Annotated in this window: 17 protein-coding genes; 7 read left to right on the top strand and 10 right to left on the bottom strand. The window is 73.0% G+C overall.

The genetic code is table 11. From position 1 onward, the window contains the following. Position 1: 1 nt before the first annotated feature. From OG371_RS36365 to OG371_RS36390, 6 genes are all read left to right on the top strand, one after another. On the top strand, positions 2-454 hold the full coding sequence (locus tag OG371_RS36365) for an acyl-CoA thioesterase (protein ID WP_329060305.1): 453 nt from the start codon (positions 2-4) through the stop codon (positions 452-454). 1 nt (position 455) lies between these two features. Then, positions 456-1,025 (top strand): flavin reductase family protein, encoded by a 570-nt coding sequence (locus OG371_RS36370; protein WP_442876024.1) that lies wholly within the window; start codon positions 456-458, stop codon positions 1,023-1,025. 60 nt (positions 1,026-1,085) lie between these two features. Then, positions 1,086-1,256: a DUF6222 family protein gene (locus tag OG371_RS36375; protein WP_329060307.1), complete on the top strand. Its 171-nt coding sequence runs from the start codon at positions 1,086-1,088 to the stop codon at positions 1,254-1,256. A 170-nt stretch (positions 1,257-1,426) separates the two neighbouring features. Continuing rightward, the gene (locus OG371_RS36380; RefSeq protein ID WP_329073370.1) at positions 1,427-2,968 is read left to right on the top strand and encodes an acyl-CoA carboxylase subunit beta; all 1,542 of its coding nucleotides are present in this window, start codon (positions 1,427-1,429) and stop codon (positions 2,966-2,968) included. A gap of 48 nt (positions 2,969-3,016) precedes the next feature. Then, positions 3,017-3,187 (top strand): acyl-CoA carboxylase epsilon subunit, encoded by a 171-nt coding sequence (locus OG371_RS36385; protein ID WP_329073371.1) that lies wholly within the window; start codon positions 3,017-3,019, stop codon positions 3,185-3,187. Between the two features lie 110 nt (positions 3,188-3,297). Next, a complete protein-coding gene (locus tag OG371_RS36390) occupies positions 3,298-3,537 on the top strand; it encodes an acyl-CoA carboxylase subunit epsilon (RefSeq protein ID WP_329060309.1) in 240 nt (79 codons plus the stop codon). Positions 3,538-3,577: 40 nt separating this feature from the next. Here OG371_RS36390 and OG371_RS36395 read toward each other — a convergent pair whose 3' ends face one another. The 9 genes from OG371_RS36395 to OG371_RS36435 all read right to left on the bottom strand — a co-directional run bounded on the left by OG371_RS36395 (position 3,578) and on the right by OG371_RS36435 (position 15,693). Beyond that, positions 3,578-4,597, bottom strand: a complete 1,020-nt coding sequence (locus tag OG371_RS36395; RefSeq protein WP_329060312.1) for a carboxymuconolactone decarboxylase family protein — start codon at positions 4,595-4,597, stop codon at positions 3,578-3,580. A 9-nt stretch (positions 4,598-4,606) separates the two neighbouring features. Continuing rightward, positions 4,607-5,812, bottom strand: a complete 1,206-nt coding sequence (locus tag OG371_RS36400; protein WP_329060315.1) for a class I SAM-dependent methyltransferase — start codon at positions 5,810-5,812, stop codon at positions 4,607-4,609. A gap of 30 nt (positions 5,813-5,842) precedes the next feature. Then, positions 5,843-7,222 (bottom strand): cytochrome P450, encoded by a 1,380-nt coding sequence (locus tag OG371_RS36405; RefSeq protein WP_329060317.1) that lies wholly within the window; start codon positions 7,220-7,222, stop codon positions 5,843-5,845. After that, a complete protein-coding gene (locus tag OG371_RS36410) occupies positions 7,219-7,659 on the bottom strand; it encodes an SgcJ/EcaC family oxidoreductase (protein ID WP_329060319.1) in 441 nt (146 codons plus the stop codon). The genes OG371_RS36405 and OG371_RS36410 overlap by 4 nt, the downstream gene beginning before the upstream one ends. Positions 7,660-7,862: 203 nt before the next feature. After that, positions 7,863-10,037 (bottom strand): molybdopterin-dependent oxidoreductase, encoded by a 2,175-nt coding sequence (locus tag OG371_RS36415; protein WP_329060322.1) that lies wholly within the window; start codon positions 10,035-10,037, stop codon positions 7,863-7,865. A gap of 138 nt (positions 10,038-10,175) precedes the next feature. After that, the gene (locus OG371_RS36420; protein WP_329060324.1) at positions 10,176-11,444 is read right to left on the bottom strand and encodes an acyltransferase family protein; all 1,269 of its coding nucleotides are present in this window, start codon (positions 11,442-11,444) and stop codon (positions 10,176-10,178) included. Positions 11,445-11,453: 9 nt separating this feature from the next. Beyond that, positions 11,454-12,218, bottom strand: a complete 765-nt coding sequence (locus tag OG371_RS36425) for a hypothetical protein (protein WP_329060326.1) — start codon at positions 12,216-12,218, stop codon at positions 11,454-11,456. A 53-nt stretch (positions 12,219-12,271) separates the two neighbouring features. Beyond that, on the bottom strand, positions 12,272-14,431 hold the full coding sequence (locus OG371_RS36430; RefSeq protein ID WP_329060328.1) for an AMP-binding protein: 2,160 nt from the start codon (positions 14,429-14,431) through the stop codon (positions 12,272-12,274). Beyond that, positions 14,428-15,693 (bottom strand): acyl-CoA dehydrogenase family protein, encoded by a 1,266-nt coding sequence (locus OG371_RS36435; protein WP_329060330.1) that lies wholly within the window; start codon positions 15,691-15,693, stop codon positions 14,428-14,430. The genes OG371_RS36430 and OG371_RS36435 overlap by 4 nt, the downstream gene beginning before the upstream one ends. Positions 15,694-15,900: 207 nt before the next feature. Here OG371_RS36435 and OG371_RS36440 point away from each other — a divergent pair, with 207 nt between their 5' ends. Beyond that, positions 15,901-17,094, top strand: a complete 1,194-nt coding sequence (locus tag OG371_RS36440; protein WP_329060332.1) for a cytochrome P450 — start codon at positions 15,901-15,903, stop codon at positions 17,092-17,094. 39 nt (positions 17,095-17,133) lie between these two features. Here the strand turns inward: OG371_RS36440 and OG371_RS36445 are convergent, their stop codons facing one another. Next, positions 17,134-18,036 carry a putative sugar O-methyltransferase gene (locus tag OG371_RS36445; RefSeq protein ID WP_329060334.1) on the bottom strand — a complete coding sequence of 301 codons (903 nt, stop codon included), beginning with the start codon at positions 18,034-18,036 and terminating at the stop codon, positions 17,134-17,136. Positions 18,037-18,080 lie beyond the last annotated feature (44 nt).

An 18,080-nucleotide genomic window follows, 5' to 3' on the forward strand; every position in this document is an offset into this window, starting at 1 on the left:
GATGACGGACTACTACGAGCTCCGCCACACGGTCGGCTTCGAAGAGACCAACATGGTGGGCAACGTCTACTACGTCAACTACGTGCGATGGCAGGGGCGCTGCCGCGAGATGTTCCTCGTGGAGCGGGCTCCGGCGGTGCTGGAGGACATCCGCGGCGACCTCAAGCTCTACACGCTGAAGGTCGAGTGCGAGTTCTTCGCGGAGATCACCGGTTTCGACGAGCTGTCCATCCGGATGCGCCTGGAAGAGCTGACCCAGACCCAGCTGCAGTTCACCTTCGACTACGTGCACCTGCACCCGGACGGTGAGCGGCCGGTGGCGCGCGGGCGGCAGCGGATCGCGTGCATGCGCGGGCCCAATTCCGCCACCGTGCCGGAACGGGTGCCCGAGGCGCTGCTGGAGGCGCTGGCGCCGTACTCGGCCGCCTCCGTGCTCGACGGCAAGGGGGCGTGAAGTGGTCCAGGCAGGAGGGAGCCCCGCCGAGCGGACACCGCTGAGGCGGTCCGCGCCGGCTCGCCGGGACCCGTCGCCGGAGCCGGCCCTGCGGCAGGTGATGGCGCAGTTCGCGACCGGCGTCACGATCCTCACCGTCGGCGGCGAAGGCGCCCACGGCATGACGGCGAACGCGTTCACGTCGGTTTCGCTGGACCCGCCGCTGGTGCTGTGCTGCGTGTCCAGGGCGGCCCGGATGCACTCGTCGATCGTCGCCGCGGGCTCCTTCGCGGCGAACATCCTGGCGTCCGGCCAGCAGCACCTGTCGCGGTACTTCACCGACTGGCGGCGGCCGGACGGAATGGCCCAGTTCGAACCGGTGGGCTGCACGGTGGGGGCGCGCACCGGCGCGCCGCTGATCACCGGCGCGCTGGCCTGGCTCGAGTGCGAGGTCGCCGAGGTGCTCGACGGCGGCGACCACTCCATCTTCCTGGGCCGCGTGGTCGCGGCCGCCCGGGAAGCCGGCGAGGGCGCCCTCGTCTTCTACGACGGCGGCTACCACCACGTGCGGGGCCGGGCCCGGGCGGCTTGACCGGAAGCACGACGGACGCCCAGGCGAGCCTGGGCCCGTGATGACGGAGGAGGACAACCCTTGACTTCCCGTGAAGCAGAACGTCCCGACGACGGCGCGGGACGCGTGCGGCTCGTTCCCACCGGGATCCCCCCGCGCTCCGTTCCGCGGCTCGACCACGGTGTGGTCTGGTCCGAGGTCGTGGCCGAGATCGAGCGTGACCTGCAGGAGCGGATGCGGGGCGCCGCGTGAGCAGTTCCCCGGGCCGCGGTGCCCAGCGCGCCGACGGCGCGGACGTGGTGCCCGTGCCGCCGGAGGCCCGCGCCGGGCGCCGCCGGCCCGCCCGGCCGGACGACGGTGGAGAGGCCCGCGTGATCGCGCTCGCCGGCGCGACCGACCGGGTGCCCGCACCGCCGGCGGGCATGCCGGTGCTGCGGCAGCGGTTGCGCGAACTGCGCGAGCGCGTCGTCGACGGGGACCTCGACGCGGTGCGGCGCCAGCACTCCCGCGACAAGCTCACCGCCCGCGAGCGGCTGGCGCTGCTGCTCGACCGAGGGTCCTTCGTCGAGCTCGGGCCGTACCGGCGGCACCGGCCGGCCACGCCCGGACTGGCCGGGGACCGGCCGCACACCGACGGCGTCGTCACCGGCTCCGGCACCATCGACGGGCGGCGCGTTTTCGTCTACGCACAGGACTTCACGCTCTTCGGCGGCTCACTGGGGGAGGCCCACGCGGCGAAGATCCACCAGGTGCTCGACCTCGCGGTCGAGAACGGCGCGCCGGTGATCGGCCTGAACGACGGCGGCGGCGCGCGCATCCAGGAGGGTGTGCTCGCGCTGGACGGCTACGGCGGCATCTTCCGCCGCCAGGTCGGCGCCTCCGGCGTGGTCCCCCAGATCAGCGTGGTCCTCGGGCCGTGCGCGGGCGGCGCGGCGTACTCGCCGGCGCTGGCGGATTTCACGTTCATGGTCCGCGGTACCGCGCGCATGTACCTGACCGGCCCCGACGTGGTCGAGGCGGTGACCGGCAGCCGGGTCGGCCACGAGGAGCTCGGCGGCGCCGAGGTCCACGGCACGCGCTCAGGCGTCGCCACGGTCGTGCACGACGACGAGCAGGACTGCCTCGCCGACGTCCGCTACCTGGTCTCCCTGCTGCCGTCGAACTACCTCGACCCACCGCCGGCGACGGCGCCGACCGGGGCCGCGCGCGACCACCGCCCGCGGCTGGCGGACCTCGTCCCGGCGGAGCCGAACCGGCCCTACGACATGCGCGAGGTGTTCGCCGAGATCGCCGACGACGGGGAGTTCTTCGAGCTGCACGCGGGCTGGGCGGCCAACGTGCTGTGCGCGCTGGCGCGCGTGGACGGCCGCGTGGTCGGGCTGGTCGGCAACCAGCCGTCGGTGCTGGCCGGGGTGCTCGACGGGCCCGCCGCCCAGAAGGCCGCGCGGTTCGTCCGGTTCTGCGACGCGTTCGGCATCCCGCTGGTCAGCCTGGTCGACGTGCCCGGCTTCCTGCCCGGAGCCGACCAGGAGCTGGCCGGCATCATCCGCAGCGGCGCGCAGCTGCTGCACGCCTACTGCGAGGCGACGGTGCCGCGGATCCAGGTGATCGTGCGCAAGGCCTACGGCGGCGCCTACATCGTCATGGACTCGCGGTCCATCGGGTGCGACCTGTCGCTGGCCTGGCCGACGAACGAGATCGCGGTGATGGGCGCCGAGGGGGCGGTGAACGTGCTGCACCGCCGTGAGCTCGCCGCCGCGGCGGACCCGGACGCGGTGCGCGCCCGGCTCGTCGCGCAGTACGCGCGGGAGTACCTCGACCCGCAGTACGCGGCCGAGCGGGGCCTGGTCGACGACGTCATCGACCCGGCCGACACCCGGGCCGCCATCGCCCGCGGGCTGGCCGTGCTGCAGGACAAGCGCAAGCCCGGGCCCGCCCGCAAGCACGGCAACCTGCCCCTCTGACGCCCCGGCCGCGGAGGGTCCACAGTGGTCGAGACCGGTGAACTGGTGGTGCTGCGGGGAAATCCGGACGACGTGGGCCTGGCCGCGCTGGTGGCGGTGCTGGCGCGGTGCCGGGCCGCGCGGCACGGGGGATTCCCGCGGTCGGCGTGTTCGGCATGGGCTGGCGAGCCGTGGGGTCGTGTCCCCGGCGCCTGGCGGCGGTCTGCGATGCCGCGGTGAGTTCCGGCGATCGCGGCCGGGCGCCCGGCGTCACGGGTGGTCCACGCCGCGCCCCGCCAGCCGGCTGCCGATGTTCCGGGCGGCGGCCATGCTGGCCCAGCTCGCCAGCAGTGGTCGCGACCGGTGAACTGGTGGTGCTGCGGGGAAGTCCGGACGACGTGGGCCTGGCCGCGCTGGTGGTGCTGCGGGGGAATCCGGACGACGCGGGCCTGGCCGCACTGGTGGCAGTGCTGGCGCGGTGCCCGGCCGCACGGCCCCGGGGATCCCCGCGTCCGGCGCGTTCGCCCTGGGCCGGCGAGCTGTGGGACCGCACCCCCGGCGCTTGGCGGCGGTCTGCGATGCCGCGGTGAGTTCCGGCGGTCCGGGGCGGGCGCTCGTGCGCGCCCGGCCTCACGGGTGGTCCGCGCCGCGCCCCGCCAGCCGGCTGCCGATCTTCCGTGCGGCCGCCATGCTCGCCCAGCTCGCGAGCTCGATCAGCGTGTCGTCGCCCGGGGCGGTGGCGCGGAAGGCGTTCACCAGCCCGTCGTCGACCTGGTAGGACGCCAAGGCGATCGCGAGGGCGAGCCGGCCCGCCGGGCGGTCGGCCGGGGCGAGCCCGGCCACCGCCTGGTCGAGCCAGCCGCGGCTGAGTCCCGGGGCCTGCCCCGTCCACGCGGCCAGCCGGCCGTGCGTGAGGTCGCGGACGGACCGCGGCACCGACCGGGCACCCGCGGCTTCGGTCACGGCGCAGGCGCGGGCGAACGCGTCGGCCACGACCGGGTTCGCCCGCGCCCAGCCCAGGTCTTCCGGCACCGGGACGGACGGCAGCAGTCCGAGCGACGCGCCCGGCCGCGGGCCCGCCGCCGAGGGCCGCAGTACATTGCCGAGCACACGGCGGGCCCTCGGTTTGGCGGACTCCGGCACGTGCGCCGGGAACGGCGAATCGGGCAGGAACACGTTGACCACGCGGTTGTAGTACTGGAACGCCACCGCGACGCCGATCAGCTCGGGCGCCTGCGCCGGCAGGAACGGCGGCGCGGGCGCGGGCACCCCGCTCGCCGACGCGCGCGCCCACGCCTCGAGCGGCTCCCAGCCGTCGCCGTCGATCGCGGCCAGGGTCATCCCGTGCACGTCGACGCAGTACGGGCAGCTGTTGGCCGCGGAGACCCCGGTGGCCACCGCCTCCTTGGCCGCCCGGGCGGCGAGTCCTTGCGCCAGCAGGGTTTCCCGCAGCACCAGCCACGCCGCGGCCATCGTCTCCGGCGCCGCCGAGTGCAGCGCGACCGGCGGGGCGAGCATGCCGAAGTCCCGCTCGACCTGCCGGTAGACCTCGGCGACCAGGCCATGGGCCCGGCCCGGCGGCACGACCCGGACGTGCAGGGTGTCCCGCAGCGACCTGCGCACGGCGAAACGGACCAGACCGGCGACCACGCGCGGCTCCTATCGGGTCGTGTCCGCGCGGGCGATCACGGCGCCCACCACGAAGTCCGGGTATTCCTCGGCGATGGCGTCCACGTCGGGGAGGATGGTCACATCGGTGAGGCCGGCCGCTTCGAACGTGGCGCGCCACGCGGCCGGCGTGAGGAAGCCGTGGGTCGGCCGCTTCACGGGGTCGGTGATGACGTCGGTGAAGCTGTCGAGGAAGTCGAAGATGATCTCGGCGTGGATGGGCCGGGCGAGCTTCGTCGGGCGCACGCACTCGGACACGACGACCGCCCCGCCCGGCTTCAGCGCCTTGACCGCTTCCGCGACGACGAAGTCGAGGTCCGGCGCCACGTGGAAGCAGTTGACCGCGTACACCGCGTCGAACGTGCCCGGCTCGACGCCCTGCGACGCCCACGGCAGCGTCATGTCGAGGCGAGCCGGCTCGACGGTCGTCTCCGGGGCCGCGGCCGCGGCGGCCGCGCGCTCCCCGTGCCGGGCGAACGTCTCCGCCACCTCGGTGAACCGGTAGCGGGTGATGCCGGAGCCGAGCGTGCGGAGCGCCTCTTCCGCGCCGCTGCCGCAGCCGCCGCCGATTTCGAGCACCTCGAACGCCCCGCCCGCCGGTGGCAGCAGGCGGGCCAGTGCCTCGGCCCCGACCTTGTTGTTGATGGCGTACAACAGGTTTCCGTTGGAGAAGTACTCCAGCCACAACGGCAGCTTGTCGGGCGCGAAGAGGATCTCGTCGCCGGTCGCTTCGCCGGAGAAGAACCGCTTCGCCTCGTCCACCAGCGTCCGGAGGATGTCGGCGGCGACCGCGGCGCCCGGTTCCCGGGCGGCGAGCTCGGCCGCGACGTCGTCGAACTCCGCGACCGGCGCCGCGCCGGGGACGTAGCCGCCGTTCTCCCGCGCGAGCACCCCGGCGTCCGCGAGCTTCTCGTAGCAGAAGTGCAGGGGAACCGTTTTGCGCCAAGGGATCGACAGGTCCTGCTTGGCCTGCCGGACGGAGGTCCCGCCCGGGCCCGGCAGCGCGCCGACCGCGGAAAGGATCCCGTAGGCGGCCGCGTCCACGAGGCGGGCGAACGCCTCGTTGGCCGCGAGGAACCGGAACGGGAAGTGCGCGCGGACCCGCTCGTCGGCGATGGCGGCCCGAAGGCGCTCGAATTCCGCCGCCTTCGGGTGCTGCTCCGGCTCGAGGCAGGCGTCCTGCGTCGGCTCGCTCATGGTGTGCACTCGCTTTCAGACGTCGGGCGCTCAGGCCGCGAACCGGCCGGCGTCCGGGAAAGAGCGGACGGTGAGGGGGAGCCCGCCGCCGAGGCGCAGCGACATCATCGGCTCGGGGGTGACCTCGGCGCCGGGCACGGTGTCGAACCGGAGGTCCCGCAGCAGGGCCGAGATGACGAAGGCGGCCTCCATCATCCCGAGGTGGTTGCCCACGCAGAACCGGGGACCGGCGCCGAACGGGATGTGCGCGTACCGCGGCCGGTCCGCCGGCGCGTCCGGGTCGAACCGGCCCGGGTCGAACCGGTCGGGCTCCGGCCAGTAGCGCGGGTGCCGGTGCAGGGTGAACGGGCAGATCAGCACCTCCGCGCCGGCCGGCACGTGGTACCCGCCGACCTCGTCGTCGGCGATCGCGCGGCGCGGCAGGATCCACACCGGCGGGTACAGCCGCATGGCCTCCTGCAGCACCATGTGCGTGTAGCGCAACCGGTTCAGATCCGCGTAGCCGGGACGGTTCCCGCCGTAGACCGCGACCGCCTCCTCGTGCAGCCGGTCCTGGACGTCCGGGTGCCTGCTCACCAGGTGCAGTGTCCAGCCGACGGTGCTGGCCGTCGTCTCGTGCCCGGCCAGCAGCAGGGTCACCAGCTCGTCGCGCATGCGGCGCGCGGCGGCCCGTTCGTCGGCCTCCCCGGCGGTCGAGGCGATGAGCCGGGTGAGGACGTCGTCGCCGGTCGCGGACGGGCGGGCCTTCCGGTTCTCCACCAGGACGCCCACCACGCGCTCGAGGTGGTCGCGGGCCGAGCGGAACGCCCGCTGGCCCGGCAGCGGCAGCCACCGGGGCACCAGGCCGAGGGTCTCCATCTCGAACATGGCCTGGTCCTGGACCGCCTGGAACGAGTGCTCGACCCCGTCGAACGCGTCGAGGTCGGAGTCCAGCAGCGTGCTGCCGAGCACGCCGAGGGTGAGCGCGGTGACCTCGGACAGCACGTCCACCGGCCGTCCGGTGTCGCGGTGCGCGCCGAGGCGCTCGACCAGGCCGAGCGCCTCGGCGACGATCACGCCGGCCCGTGCGGCGATCCGCTTGTGCTGGAACACCGGCTGGATGGTGCGCCGCTGCTCCTTCCACAACGCGCCTTCCGACGTCAGCAGGCCGTCGCCCAGCGCCCGCTTGGCCTCGGTGTAGCCGATGCCCTTGTGGTAGTTGGCCGCGTTGTCGGCGAGCACGTGCTTGGCGTGGTCGGGGTGGTTGAAGATGTAGAGCGTCTTCGGCCCGATCGCCACGCGCACCGCGTCGCCGTACTCGCGGACCGCCTCGGTCATCAGCCCGAGCCGGTCCGTGCGCAGCTTGTGGAGGATCCCGGGGGCCGCCCGGCGCGGCGGTCCCGGCGGCACGCGGCGGACGGCGCCGGTCACGGTGCCGGCGTGGTCGTGCCGGGCTTCGGCAGGGTCTGCCCGGCGGGCGTGTTCTGGTAGGCCGCGAGCCGCCACCGGCCCTCGGCGCGGACGACGAGCCAGGAGGCCCGGATGGCCTGGGCGCCGGACACCTCGGTCTCGCCGGCCGCCAGCACACCGCCCGAGGAGAGCAGCAACGCGGTGTCGGGGCCGAGGAACCGCAGCCCGATCGGCGTTCCGACGACCTGGGTGCCGGCGTAGTCGCCGTCGAACGCCTCGCTGAAGTAGTCCTTGATGTCCTGACGGCCCTGCCGGAAGACCCCGGGCAGGATCAGCGTGCCGTCCTCGGTGAACAGGTCGGCGATCGGCGCGGCGTCGTGGCGGGCCCAGGCCTCGAGCAGCTGCTGCGGGACGGCTGCGACGGCCGCCTGGTCGGCGGGCGACTCTCCGGTGGTCATGGTGCATCCTTTCGGCGCGAACGAGGGGATGGCGCTCGGGTGGGAACAGCGGGCGGGTGCGGGGGTGGTCCGCACCGGCTCATCCCACGGTCGCACCGGCCGGCGCCCGGCCACGTCTCCCGTGGTGCGGAGGCGGGGCCGGGCTCCGCGGGCGCAGCGCGGCCCGGAGTGTCCTATCAGGACGGACCGGTCGGCTGCTTTCGTTACGCGGCGGCCGGGCTCACGGTGACGGGCACGCCGTTGAAGACCGCGTTGCCCGACGGCACGTCCACCACGAGCTCGTCGGTCAGCACGTTCGCGCTGACTCCCGGGTCGCGAGCCGCGACGCGCTGGCTTCGGCCGGTGTGGCCCCAGCCGTGCGGGAGGCTCACGACGCCCGGCATGATCGTCTCGGTCGGCTCGACGTCCACGATCACCTCGCCGGCCGACGAACGCACCACCGCGCGCTCGCCCAGGCCCAGCCTGCTGACGTCCGACGGGTTGACGTGCAGCGTGCACCGGTTGCTGCCGCCCCGGAGCGAGGAAACGTTGTGCAGCCAGCTGTTGTTGGACCGCAGCTGGCGCCGCCCGATCAGCAGCACCTCCGGGACCGGGGCGGCGAGCCGGGCGCGCAGCCGTTCGAAGTCGGCGACGATCGGGGCCGGGGCGAGCTCGACCTTGCCGGACGGGGTGCGCAGCAGTTCGGCGAGGCGCGGTTCGAGCGGGCCGAGGTCGATGCCGTGCGGCTGCTCCTTCAGCTTCGCCAGGGAGAGGCCGTGGGGGCCGAACTTCAGCAGGGTGTCCAGAATCCGCTCCGGACCGTCTTCGCCCTCGATCATGCCGCGCAGCACGGCGACGTCCATCCCCTCCACCGGGGAGCCGGGCATCTGCGTGGCGCCGGTGAGCAGCTGGCCGATGACCGTCTCGTCCACCCCGGCGGGAGGGGCGGCCGCGCCCGCGCCCGCCGCGATCAGCGTCAGCCGCGCCAGGATCTCCGCCTCCGACCGCTGGTCCGGCTCGAGCGGCAGGGCCGCGGGGGAGTAGCGGGCGTAGTTGCGCACCATGACGATCTGCATGAGGAAGTCGTAGTGCGGCGTCTGCAGGATGCGGGGCGGCGGCAGGATCACGTCGGCGTGCTCGGTGGTCTCGTTGAGGTACGGGTCGACGCACACCATGAAGTCGAGGGCGTCGAACGCCCGGCCGAACCGCGGTCCGTTGGGCGCCGCCAGCACCTGGTTGGCGCCGATGTTGAGCAGCGCCCGGACCCGTCCCTCACCGGGTGTCTCGATCTCGTCGGGCAGCGCGGCCGTCGGCAGTTCGCCGAGCACCTCGGGGAAGCCCTTGACGCGGCTGCGCCAGCGGTCCCACTCGAACGGCTGCCCGGTGCGGAACACCTCGAGCGCGGCGGTCCGCGCGAACATGGGGCCACCGGGGCGGTCCAGGTTGCCGGTCAGGACGTTGACCACGTCGACCAGCCACTGCGTGATCGTCCCGAACTCCACCACCGAACCGCCCATGCGGGAGTACACGACGGCGGTCGGCGCCGCGGCCAGCTCGCGGGCGAGGCGGGCGATGTCCCGGGCGGGCACCCCGCACACCCGCTCCGCCGCCTCGGGCGAGAACTCCTCGACCAGCGCGCGGAGCTCGTCGAGCCCGGCGACGTCGAGGGTCACCGTGGCGAGGTCTTCGTGCAGCAGGGTGTGGACGATTCCCAGCAGCAGCACCGAATCCGTGCCCGGCCGGACGAAGAAGTGCTCGTCGCTGTGCTTCGCCGTGCGCGTGCGGCGCGGGTCGACGACCACCAGTTTGCCGCCGCGCTCGCGCAAAGCCCGTAGCCGGGCGGGCATATCGGGCGCGCAGAACAGGGAACCGTGCGATTCCATGGGGTTCGCGCCGAGGATGAGCAGGTAGTCGGTCCGGTCGACGTCCGGCACCGCGATGGCGAACGGGTCGCCGTAGAGGTGCGCGCAAGCGACGTGCTTGGGCATGTGGTCGATGGTGCCGGACGAGTACACGTTCTTCGACGCCAGCGCCTGGATCAGCGGGACGCGGTACAGGAACCCGGCCATCGTGTGGTAGGTCGGGTTGCCGAAGTAGACCGCGACCGCGTCCCGGCCGTGCTTTTCGAGGACGCCGGTGATCCCGCGCTCGACGGCTTCGAACGCCTCGTCCCACGAGACTTCGCGCCACTCGTCGCCTTCGCGGACCATCGGGTGGCGCAGCCGGTCCGGGTCCTCGTCGAGGGCGCCGAGGCTGGCGCCCTTCGGGCAGAGGTAGCCGGCGGTGAACGGGTCCTCGGCGTCACCGCGCACGCCCGTGACGCGGCCGGCCGGGTCGAGGTCGATCTTCAGGCCGCAGACGGAGTCGCAGATGGGACAGGTCCGGTGCGCGGTGGTCATCGGCACTCCACGGGTGGGATCGCCCGGACAGGCCGGGCTGGGGAACGGTCGGGGGTGGTCGTGCGCCCGGCGGAAGGACGGGCGGGGGCGCGGGGTCGACCGGCGCCCCCGCCCGTCACGTCTGCGCGGGCAACCGGGCTAGGCGGCGGGATTCTCCTTTCCGCCCAAGGCGTCGCGCCGGCGCACGTGCTCGGGGCCGGCCCGGCGGAGGGAGTAGTCGACCGACACCGGGATGAACTGCCCCTTGGTGTCCGGCCGCCCGGTCGGGTCGGGCGGGGAGAACCGGCGCAGCATCGGCCGCTCCACCAGGATGTACAGCAGGTAGGCCAGCCCGGTGGTGAGTCCCAGCAAGGCCACCAGAGCGGCGATGGCGGTCGGGATCGTCCAGGGCACCTTGGCCCCGAACCCGGAGATGAACACCTCCAGCACGATGCGGTGCAACAGGTAGAAGGCGTAGGAGACGCCGCCCAGCCACACCAGCACCGGGTGGTTCAGCACCGTGCGCTGCCCGCGGATGTCCGCCTGGGTCAGCGCGACCGTCAGCAGCAGCATCGGCGGGGCGAGCACCAGGACGATGCCGTAGAAGTTGATCGGCAGGAAGAAGATGCTGAACGCGTACACCCCGGCGACCACCGGCAGCACGTACCGCAACCGCAGGGCCGGGAGCTTGCCGTGCAGCAGGAGCCGCGCGGCCAGGCTGCCCAGGAAGCACTCGAGGCACCGGGTGAGCGGGCTGTCGTAGACGAGCCACCACTGCCACGCCGAGGTCGGCCTCCCGATGAGCGCGTCCGGCAGCATCGGCTGGCTCGGCAGCTGGGCGGCGATGAACGGCACGAGCAGCATCAGCCCGAACACGCCCGCCGCGTAGTACCACAGCCGGTCCGGGCGGATCCGGTTGAGCAGCTTCAGCCAGAAGGGGAACAACAGCAGGAAGAACGCGTCGACCGACAGCGACCAGCTGACCGCGTTGGCGCCGATCATCACGAAGGGGTCCGGCGACCAGGCGTGCACCAGCAGGACCGACTGCCAGACCCCGGTTGCCTGGGCCCGGTACGGCAGCAGGTGCGTGAAGTCCAGCAGCACCACCATGATCGCCAGCGTGATCAGGTGGTTGGGGTAGAGCCGGACGAACCGCCGCAGCCAGAACCGGCCCTTGGTGTCCTTCGGCCGCGCGGACCAGGTCAGCAGGAAACCGGTGAGGATGAAGAAGAACGACAGCCCGGACCCGCCCACGTTGCGCAGTGCGAACGGGACGGCCTCGGGGAACACGGTGGTGGGGAACATGAACGGGCCGGTGGCGTGGTACATGAAGACGCCGACCGCGGCCACCCAGCGCAGCCCGGCCAGCGACGGCAGCCGGGCCCGCGTCAGGGTGGTGTTCAGCGTGACGGTCTGGGATCGCGACATGGGGGGCCGTCAGCTTGCCCGGACGTCCGGGTCGGTGTCCCCCGGGGTGCTCAGGCAGGTTTCCGCGGGGCTCTTGGTCTTCGCCAGGAAGATGGTCTGCGCCATCATCTTGTAGCCCGACATGCCCTCACGCAGCGTCTCGATCGACTCCTCGGGGTGCACCGAGTCGATCACGGCGTTCGGGCCGACCGCGTTGAACTGGTGGGACACCCCGCGCGGGACCTGGAGATCGACCCAGGAGTTGGGCGGGACGATGGCGTTGTGCCGCACCTGCGGCTCCGCGGCGGGATCGTCGGCGGACGCGAGCTCGTCCACGAACGTCCGAAGCGGCTTGCCCGTCCAGCTGGGCGTGCCCAGCACCTCGATGGGGGACAGGCTGGAGACCCGGATCGTCGTGCCGGGACCGGTCATCATCCGGACGAAGCGCAGGCCGGTGTGCATGTGCATGCGGGAGCAGATGTCCCGCGCCTTGACGTCGTAGAAGTCCATCAGGTAGCGGTCGGCGAAGTAGCCCTCGAACGGCGCCTCCAGCATGTACACGTCGCCCTCTTCGAACTGCTGGGCGCGCCGGATCTGCCCGTCCGGGGTCGGGCTCAGCGCCTCCTGGCGGTGGCCCTCCCGCACCACGCCGGTGAGCGCCTCGACGATCGCGAGCGCGATCTCCGGCGGGAACTGCACGACCGGGGTCATCCGGTTGTAATCGCCGTCGACGTGCTCTTCCACCCGCCGCCACTCGTCTTCGTGGTCGGCCGAAACCTTCATCTTTTCCGACATGGTCCTTCGCTCCTGATCGATCGTTCTCACGGCGGGGGCAGGCGGACCGGCTTTCAGCCGCGTGCCCAGACGACGCCCCCCAGGTCATGTTCTCCGGCCCGCAGCACGGAAAAGCCGGGCTCGCGCAGGCCGGCGGAGTCCAGCAAGGCCAACCACTCCCATCGGTCGGCGAACCCGCCCCGGTCCCACCAGCCGTCCCAGAGCGAGAACAGGAAGTCCAGCGCCCACGGCGTGCCCGCCGGATCCGTCGTGCCGGCCCCTTCCGCCAGCACGAGGCGGCCGCCCTCGGACAGCGACGAGCGCAGCGCCGCGAGCGTCTTGCGCTTGTCGGCGACGCAGTGCAGGACGTTGGTGGCGAGGATGGTGTCGAAGCGGCCGAGGCCGGCGGGCGGCTCGGCGTCGTCGAGGTCGTAGACCACGCCGCGTCCCGGCCAGCCGCCGCGCTCGACGAGCCCGGCCACCCGGTCGGAGAACACGAACTCGCCGTCCACCAGCCCGGCCACGCGCACGGAGGTGTTGCCCACGCCGGAGCCGAGTTCGAGCACCCGGCCCCGCAGGAAGTCCCCGGCCCGCAGCACGTCGACCATGGCGTCCGCGTAGCTGACCATCGGCCACTCGGTCATCAGCCGCTTCCAGAGGCCCCGGTGCCCGTGCATCAGATCGTCCCCGGTGGCCGAGCCGGCGGCGATCGCCGGCCACGACTCCACCAGCAGGTCGAGGCAGTCGTGCGCGGCGGTGCGCGGGAACGACTGGCCGCCCGGCGCGCCCTGGCGCGCGCCGGCCAGCGCCCGGGCCTGGTCGTGGATGACCGCGGCCCGGCCGCCTCCCGGCCGGGCGCCGGCCAGCACGGCCCTGGCCGCGCTCGCGGCGTAGTCGAGCAGTTCGGGGTACCGCTGCGCGTTGTCCCGCTTCACCGCGAGCCGTTTGCCCATCCGGGTCCGCTGCGGTTTGCCGGTCGAGGTGGCGAGGAAGTCCCCGGACTGGACGGCCGCGGGCCGCGGGCCCCGGCCGAGCACCAGCTCCTTGGCCGCGGTGACCGGCTGCCCGTCCAGGACGAGGCCGATCTCGGTGCCCAGCGAGGGTTCCGGGACCGGCACCGCGGCGAACGTGCCGGAGAGGCCGGCGCGGCGCCAGCGGCCTTCGAGCGCGAGCGGGTAGTACTTCTCGCCGCCCCGGTTGATCAGCTCGGTCCGCCGTCCGTGCAGGACGAGGTACCCGTCCCGCAGCTCGCCGAGGTCCCCGGAGCGCAGCCAGCCGTCCGCGCCGAGCGTCTTCGCGGTGGTTTCCGGGTCTTCCCAGTACCCGCTCATCATCTCCGGCGAGCGGATCCACACCTCACCGTCCTCGATGCGCAGTTCGGTGCCCGGCACGGGAAGCCCGGCGGGCGGCTTGGCCTCGACGTACTGCTTCACGAACCCGGCGTCGTCGAGCAGCGGCATCAGGGTGCTGAAGTTGATCGTCTCGGTGAGGCCGAAACCCTGGCGCAGCCGCGGTCCGTACAGCTCGTGGAACCGCGCGGCGAGGTCACTGGTGATCGGGGCGGCCGCGCTGATCAGGTAGTCGAGGGATCCCGGCCACGGCGGGGCGGCCTCGACCAGCTCGGTGAGCAGGGCGGGCACGATCGAGGCCGTGCGCGCGCCCTTCGCGTCCAGGAGGGCGAAGTAGCCCTCCGGGGTCCGCCACTGGTCGAGCACGAGGCTGCTGCCGGTGAGGTAGGTGCCGTACAACGACATCACCAGCGCGTTGACGTGGAAGAGCGGGAGGCACGTCCCGTGCGGGCGCTCCGGGGTGATCCGGTGCAGCTGCGCGGTTTTGCGCGCGTTGCCGAGTACCGCGTCGCGGCTGAGCTTCACGCCCTTCGGCCGCCCGGTGGAGCCTGAGGTGAAGATGATCAGCGCCAGGCCGGTCGCCTCGGGGGACGGGCGGCCGGCGAGTTCGGTGGTCCCGGACTCGCCGTCCACGATGAGCGAGGCCGAGACCCGCTCGGCGATCGCGGCGAGCTCGTCGTCGTCGGTGCGGGGGTGGACCGGCACGGCCACCAGATTCGCTTCCAGGCACGCGATCAGCAGGGCGGCCAGCGGCTCACCGCCGGGGTGGCGGATGACCACCCGGTCCCCGGCGGAGCAGCCGGACAGCGCGGCCCCCCACTCCGACCGGGCCGCCCGGTTCTCGTTGGTAGTCAACGGCTTTCCCTCCGTCGGGTGGCGGTTCACCGCGCGCCGCCGTCCCGGCCGGCGCGCACGCTGATGTAGTCGTTGTCCCGGCGCAGGCCCAGCGCCTGGGCGCTGAGGAACTCGACCGCGTCGAGGTGGGTGTAGGGCTGCATGAACGCGCCGGCCCGCACGTCCCGGTAGAGCCGGGAGAGGGGGTGGGCGGCCGAATAGGACATGCCGCCGACCGCGATGAGGCTGTCGTTGACGATCTTGGGGCCGAGCTGGTTGACCGTGGCCTTCGCGCACTGGAACGGGAGCATCATGGCCCGGCCGCGCTCCTCCTGGTCGCCGGTGAGGTCCGTCGTCCGCGCGTCCGCCTCCGCGAGCGCCGCGGTGACCGCGGCCCGCAGCGTGAAGAGATCGGTTTCGATCCCGGCGATCAGCGTGCGCACCGCGGCGGGCGGCTCGGCGTGGCCCGCGTACCGGCCGACCGCGAGGTCGCGCGCCGCGCCGGCGATCCCGGCGTAGATCCCGAGCATGGTGATGGAGCTGACCGTCTGGCCCGCGAGCGCCGCGTCCGTGCCCTCGCCCGCCTGCCCGCGCACGATGACGTCCTCGTCCGGGACCGGGCAGTCCTCGAACAGCACGTCGACGGTGCCCGAGGCACACATCCCCACGCCGGCAACGGTTTCGAGCACCTTGACCCCCGGCGTGTGCTTGGACACCACCGGCGTGGTGAGCGTGATGCCGCCGTCGGCGCGCCGCCAGAGCGCGTGGACCACGAAATCGGTGGCCACCGTCGCCATGGTGACGAGTGTCTTGCGGCCGTTCAGCACCCAGCCGCCCGCCTCGTCCGGAGTCAGCGTGGTGACAGTGGAGTGGTGGTCCTTGACGGTCCCGCAGATCAGCGAAGTCCCTTCACCCATGCCGGACAACAGCTTCCGCGCCAGCGCGCGGCCGGTGGCGGTCGCGCCGTGCCGCCAGTCGTGGGTCAGGGTCAGGCCCCGGCTGAACTGCACGTGCAGCGCCAGCGCGGTGGACGCGTCCACGGCGGCCACCGTGGCCAGCGCCAGCGCGACGTCGTGGAGCCGGTCGACGCCGAGCCCGCCGAGCTCGGCCGGCGCGGTGGCGCCGAGGACGCCGTCCTCGGCGAAGGCCTCGAAGATGTCCGTCGGGAACCGGCCGGTGCGATCGTTTTCCCTTGCGGTGTCGGCGATCCGCGGCAGGTGGCGGTCGAGCAGGCCCAGCAGCCGCCGACCGGCCGCGGTGGCGGGCGAGCGGAGCAGCCCGGCGGGAACCGGCCGCGGGGTTCTGCTCGCCATGGTGCGCTCCGATTCCTCGGTGGACAGTGGGCCCGACGCCGCACCGAACTATGCCGATCGCCGCCGGGGCGGCACATCCTCCTGAGTGCGCAATGGATCCCGCCCGGGCTACGCCGCCGAAAGATGTGCGTTTGGGAGAAACGAGTACGGCCGTCCGGCTTACGGTGGCGGGATCCGATCAAGAAACCGCTTTCTGGGGAGCCCTCGATGACCGTCGTGCCGCACCCGCTGACCCTGCCCACTCATCGGGAGAACCTGTTCGACCCGCCGCACGAGCTGGCCGGTGTTCCCCCGATCAGCCCGCTGCGGCTGGCCGGCGGCGTGACCGGGTGGCTGGTCACCGGCCACGCCCTCGCCAAGGAACTGCTGTCGGGCGACGCGATGAGCTCGGAGCTCCGAAACGTCACCATGGCGGACCCGCGGCTGGACGAGCAGTTCAAGCAGGTCGTCTCGGCGCCGGGCGACTTCGTGAACACCGACCCGCCGGAGCACACCCGCTACCGGAAACTGCTCACCGGGCAGTTCACCGTGCGGCGGATGAAGGTGCTGGAGCCGCGGATCCGCGAACTGGTCGACACTCGCCTGGACGCCCTCGCCGCGGCGGGGCCGGGCAGCGACCTGGTCCGCGAGTTCGCGATTCCGGTCTCCTCCACGGCGATCTGCGAACTGCTCGGTGTGCCGGAGGCCGATCGCGGCGAGTTCCAGGACGTCGCCCAGGCGATCCTGCACTTCGACACCGACCCGCAGGAGGTCGCCGCGGGGCACGGGAAGCTGCGCGAATTCGTGGGCCGGCTGGTCGCCGCCAAGCGGGCCGCGCCCGGGGACGACTTGGTCTCCGGGCTGATCGCGAACAGCGAGCTGGCCGACGCCGAGCTGGTCACCATCGCGAACCTGCTGCTGATCGCCGGCCACGAGACGACGGCCAACATGTTCGGCCTCGGCACCTTCGCGCTGCTGCGCCACCGCGACCAGTGGGAGGCGCTGCGGAACGATCCCGGCCTGATGCCGCAAGCGGTCGAGGAGCTGATGCGGTACCTGACGATCGTCGGCGGTTCGAGCGGCCTGCCACGGGTCGCGAAGGTGGACCTGCGCCTCGGCGGGGCGCACATCCGCGCCGGGCAGACGGTGCTCGTCGCGCTGCCCACGGTGAACCGGGATCCGGCGCTGGCGGAGAACCCCGGGTCGTTCGACGTGACCCGGCCGCGCACGCACCACCTCGCGTTCGGGTACGGCATCCACCAGTGCCTCGGCCAGCAGCTGGCCCGGGTGGAGCTGCAGATCGGCTTCACCCGGCTGGTCGAGCGCTTCCCGGACCTCCGCCTCGCGGTGCCCGACGAGCAGGTCCCGCTCCGCACGGACATGCTGATCTACGGCGTGCACGCGCTTCCGGTCACCTGGTGAACCCCGGGGGCGCGCCGGGCGGCGCGCCCCCGGCGGGCCTCACCCGGCTCGGTACAGTGCCTGCCGGTAGTAGCTCCACGGCACCGCCGGTGCCTCGGCCACGAGTTCCCAGCCCTCGTCGGGCCGATAGGCCTCGACGAACGCGGCGAGCTGGCCGGCGATCGCCTCGCTGTCGTGCACGTCGATGATCGTCCGCAGCGGCCCGGTCCCGAGCGCCAGCCGCACGATCTCGTCGCCCTGCGCGTGGTCGTCCAGGCTCTTGTCGAGGTACTTGCCGACCGGGTTGTTCACGTACAGGTGCCGGCAGTGCCGGGCGACCAGCCCGAGATAGGCCCGCACCGTCGCCGCGTCCATCTCGGCGAAGGAGTCGATGTTGACGCAGAGGTCGAACCGCTGCCCGGCGAGCCGGTCCTCCACCGCGCCGGCGAGCACGAAGCGGATCTTGGCGAACTGCCGGTCCTCGAGCACCGTCCGCAGGTAGTCCTCGGCGAGCGCGAGCGAGTTCGGCAGGTCCACGATGGTGTAGGAGGCGACGTCGTGGTTGGCCAGCACCGCGTGGCAGGTGCGGCCGTAGCCGGCGCCGATCTCCAGCACCGCCGCCGCGCCCAGGTCGAGGTGGCGGTCGAGGAAGCCGAGTTCGAACACCGCCTGCAGGTAGTCCATGCACACGGTTTCGCCGTGGCAGCGGACCGAGATGGGGTCGCCGACGTCGCGGTTGCGGATCGCGCGCAGCCGGGCCAGATCGCGCTCGCCGAGCCCGGACGCGAGGTGGTAGATCAGCGCCTTGAGATACCGCACGCCGTTCGTGCGCGGATCCCACAGCGCCAGCTTGTAGTTGACCGCGCCGGACTTGAAGGCCGCGAGGTCCCCGGGGACGTGCTCGACGACGTTCGTCCGGTTGTTGGCCTCCCACAACGGGCTTCGGCCGTACTTCGCATTCATGGCACTCCCACGCGATTCTTCCCGACAGCGGACTCCGGCCCGGG

It is taken from the genome of Amycolatopsis sp. NBC_01480 (assembly GCF_036227205.1).
Taxonomy (GTDB): Bacteria; Actinomycetota; Actinomycetes; order Mycobacteriales; family Pseudonocardiaceae; genus Amycolatopsis.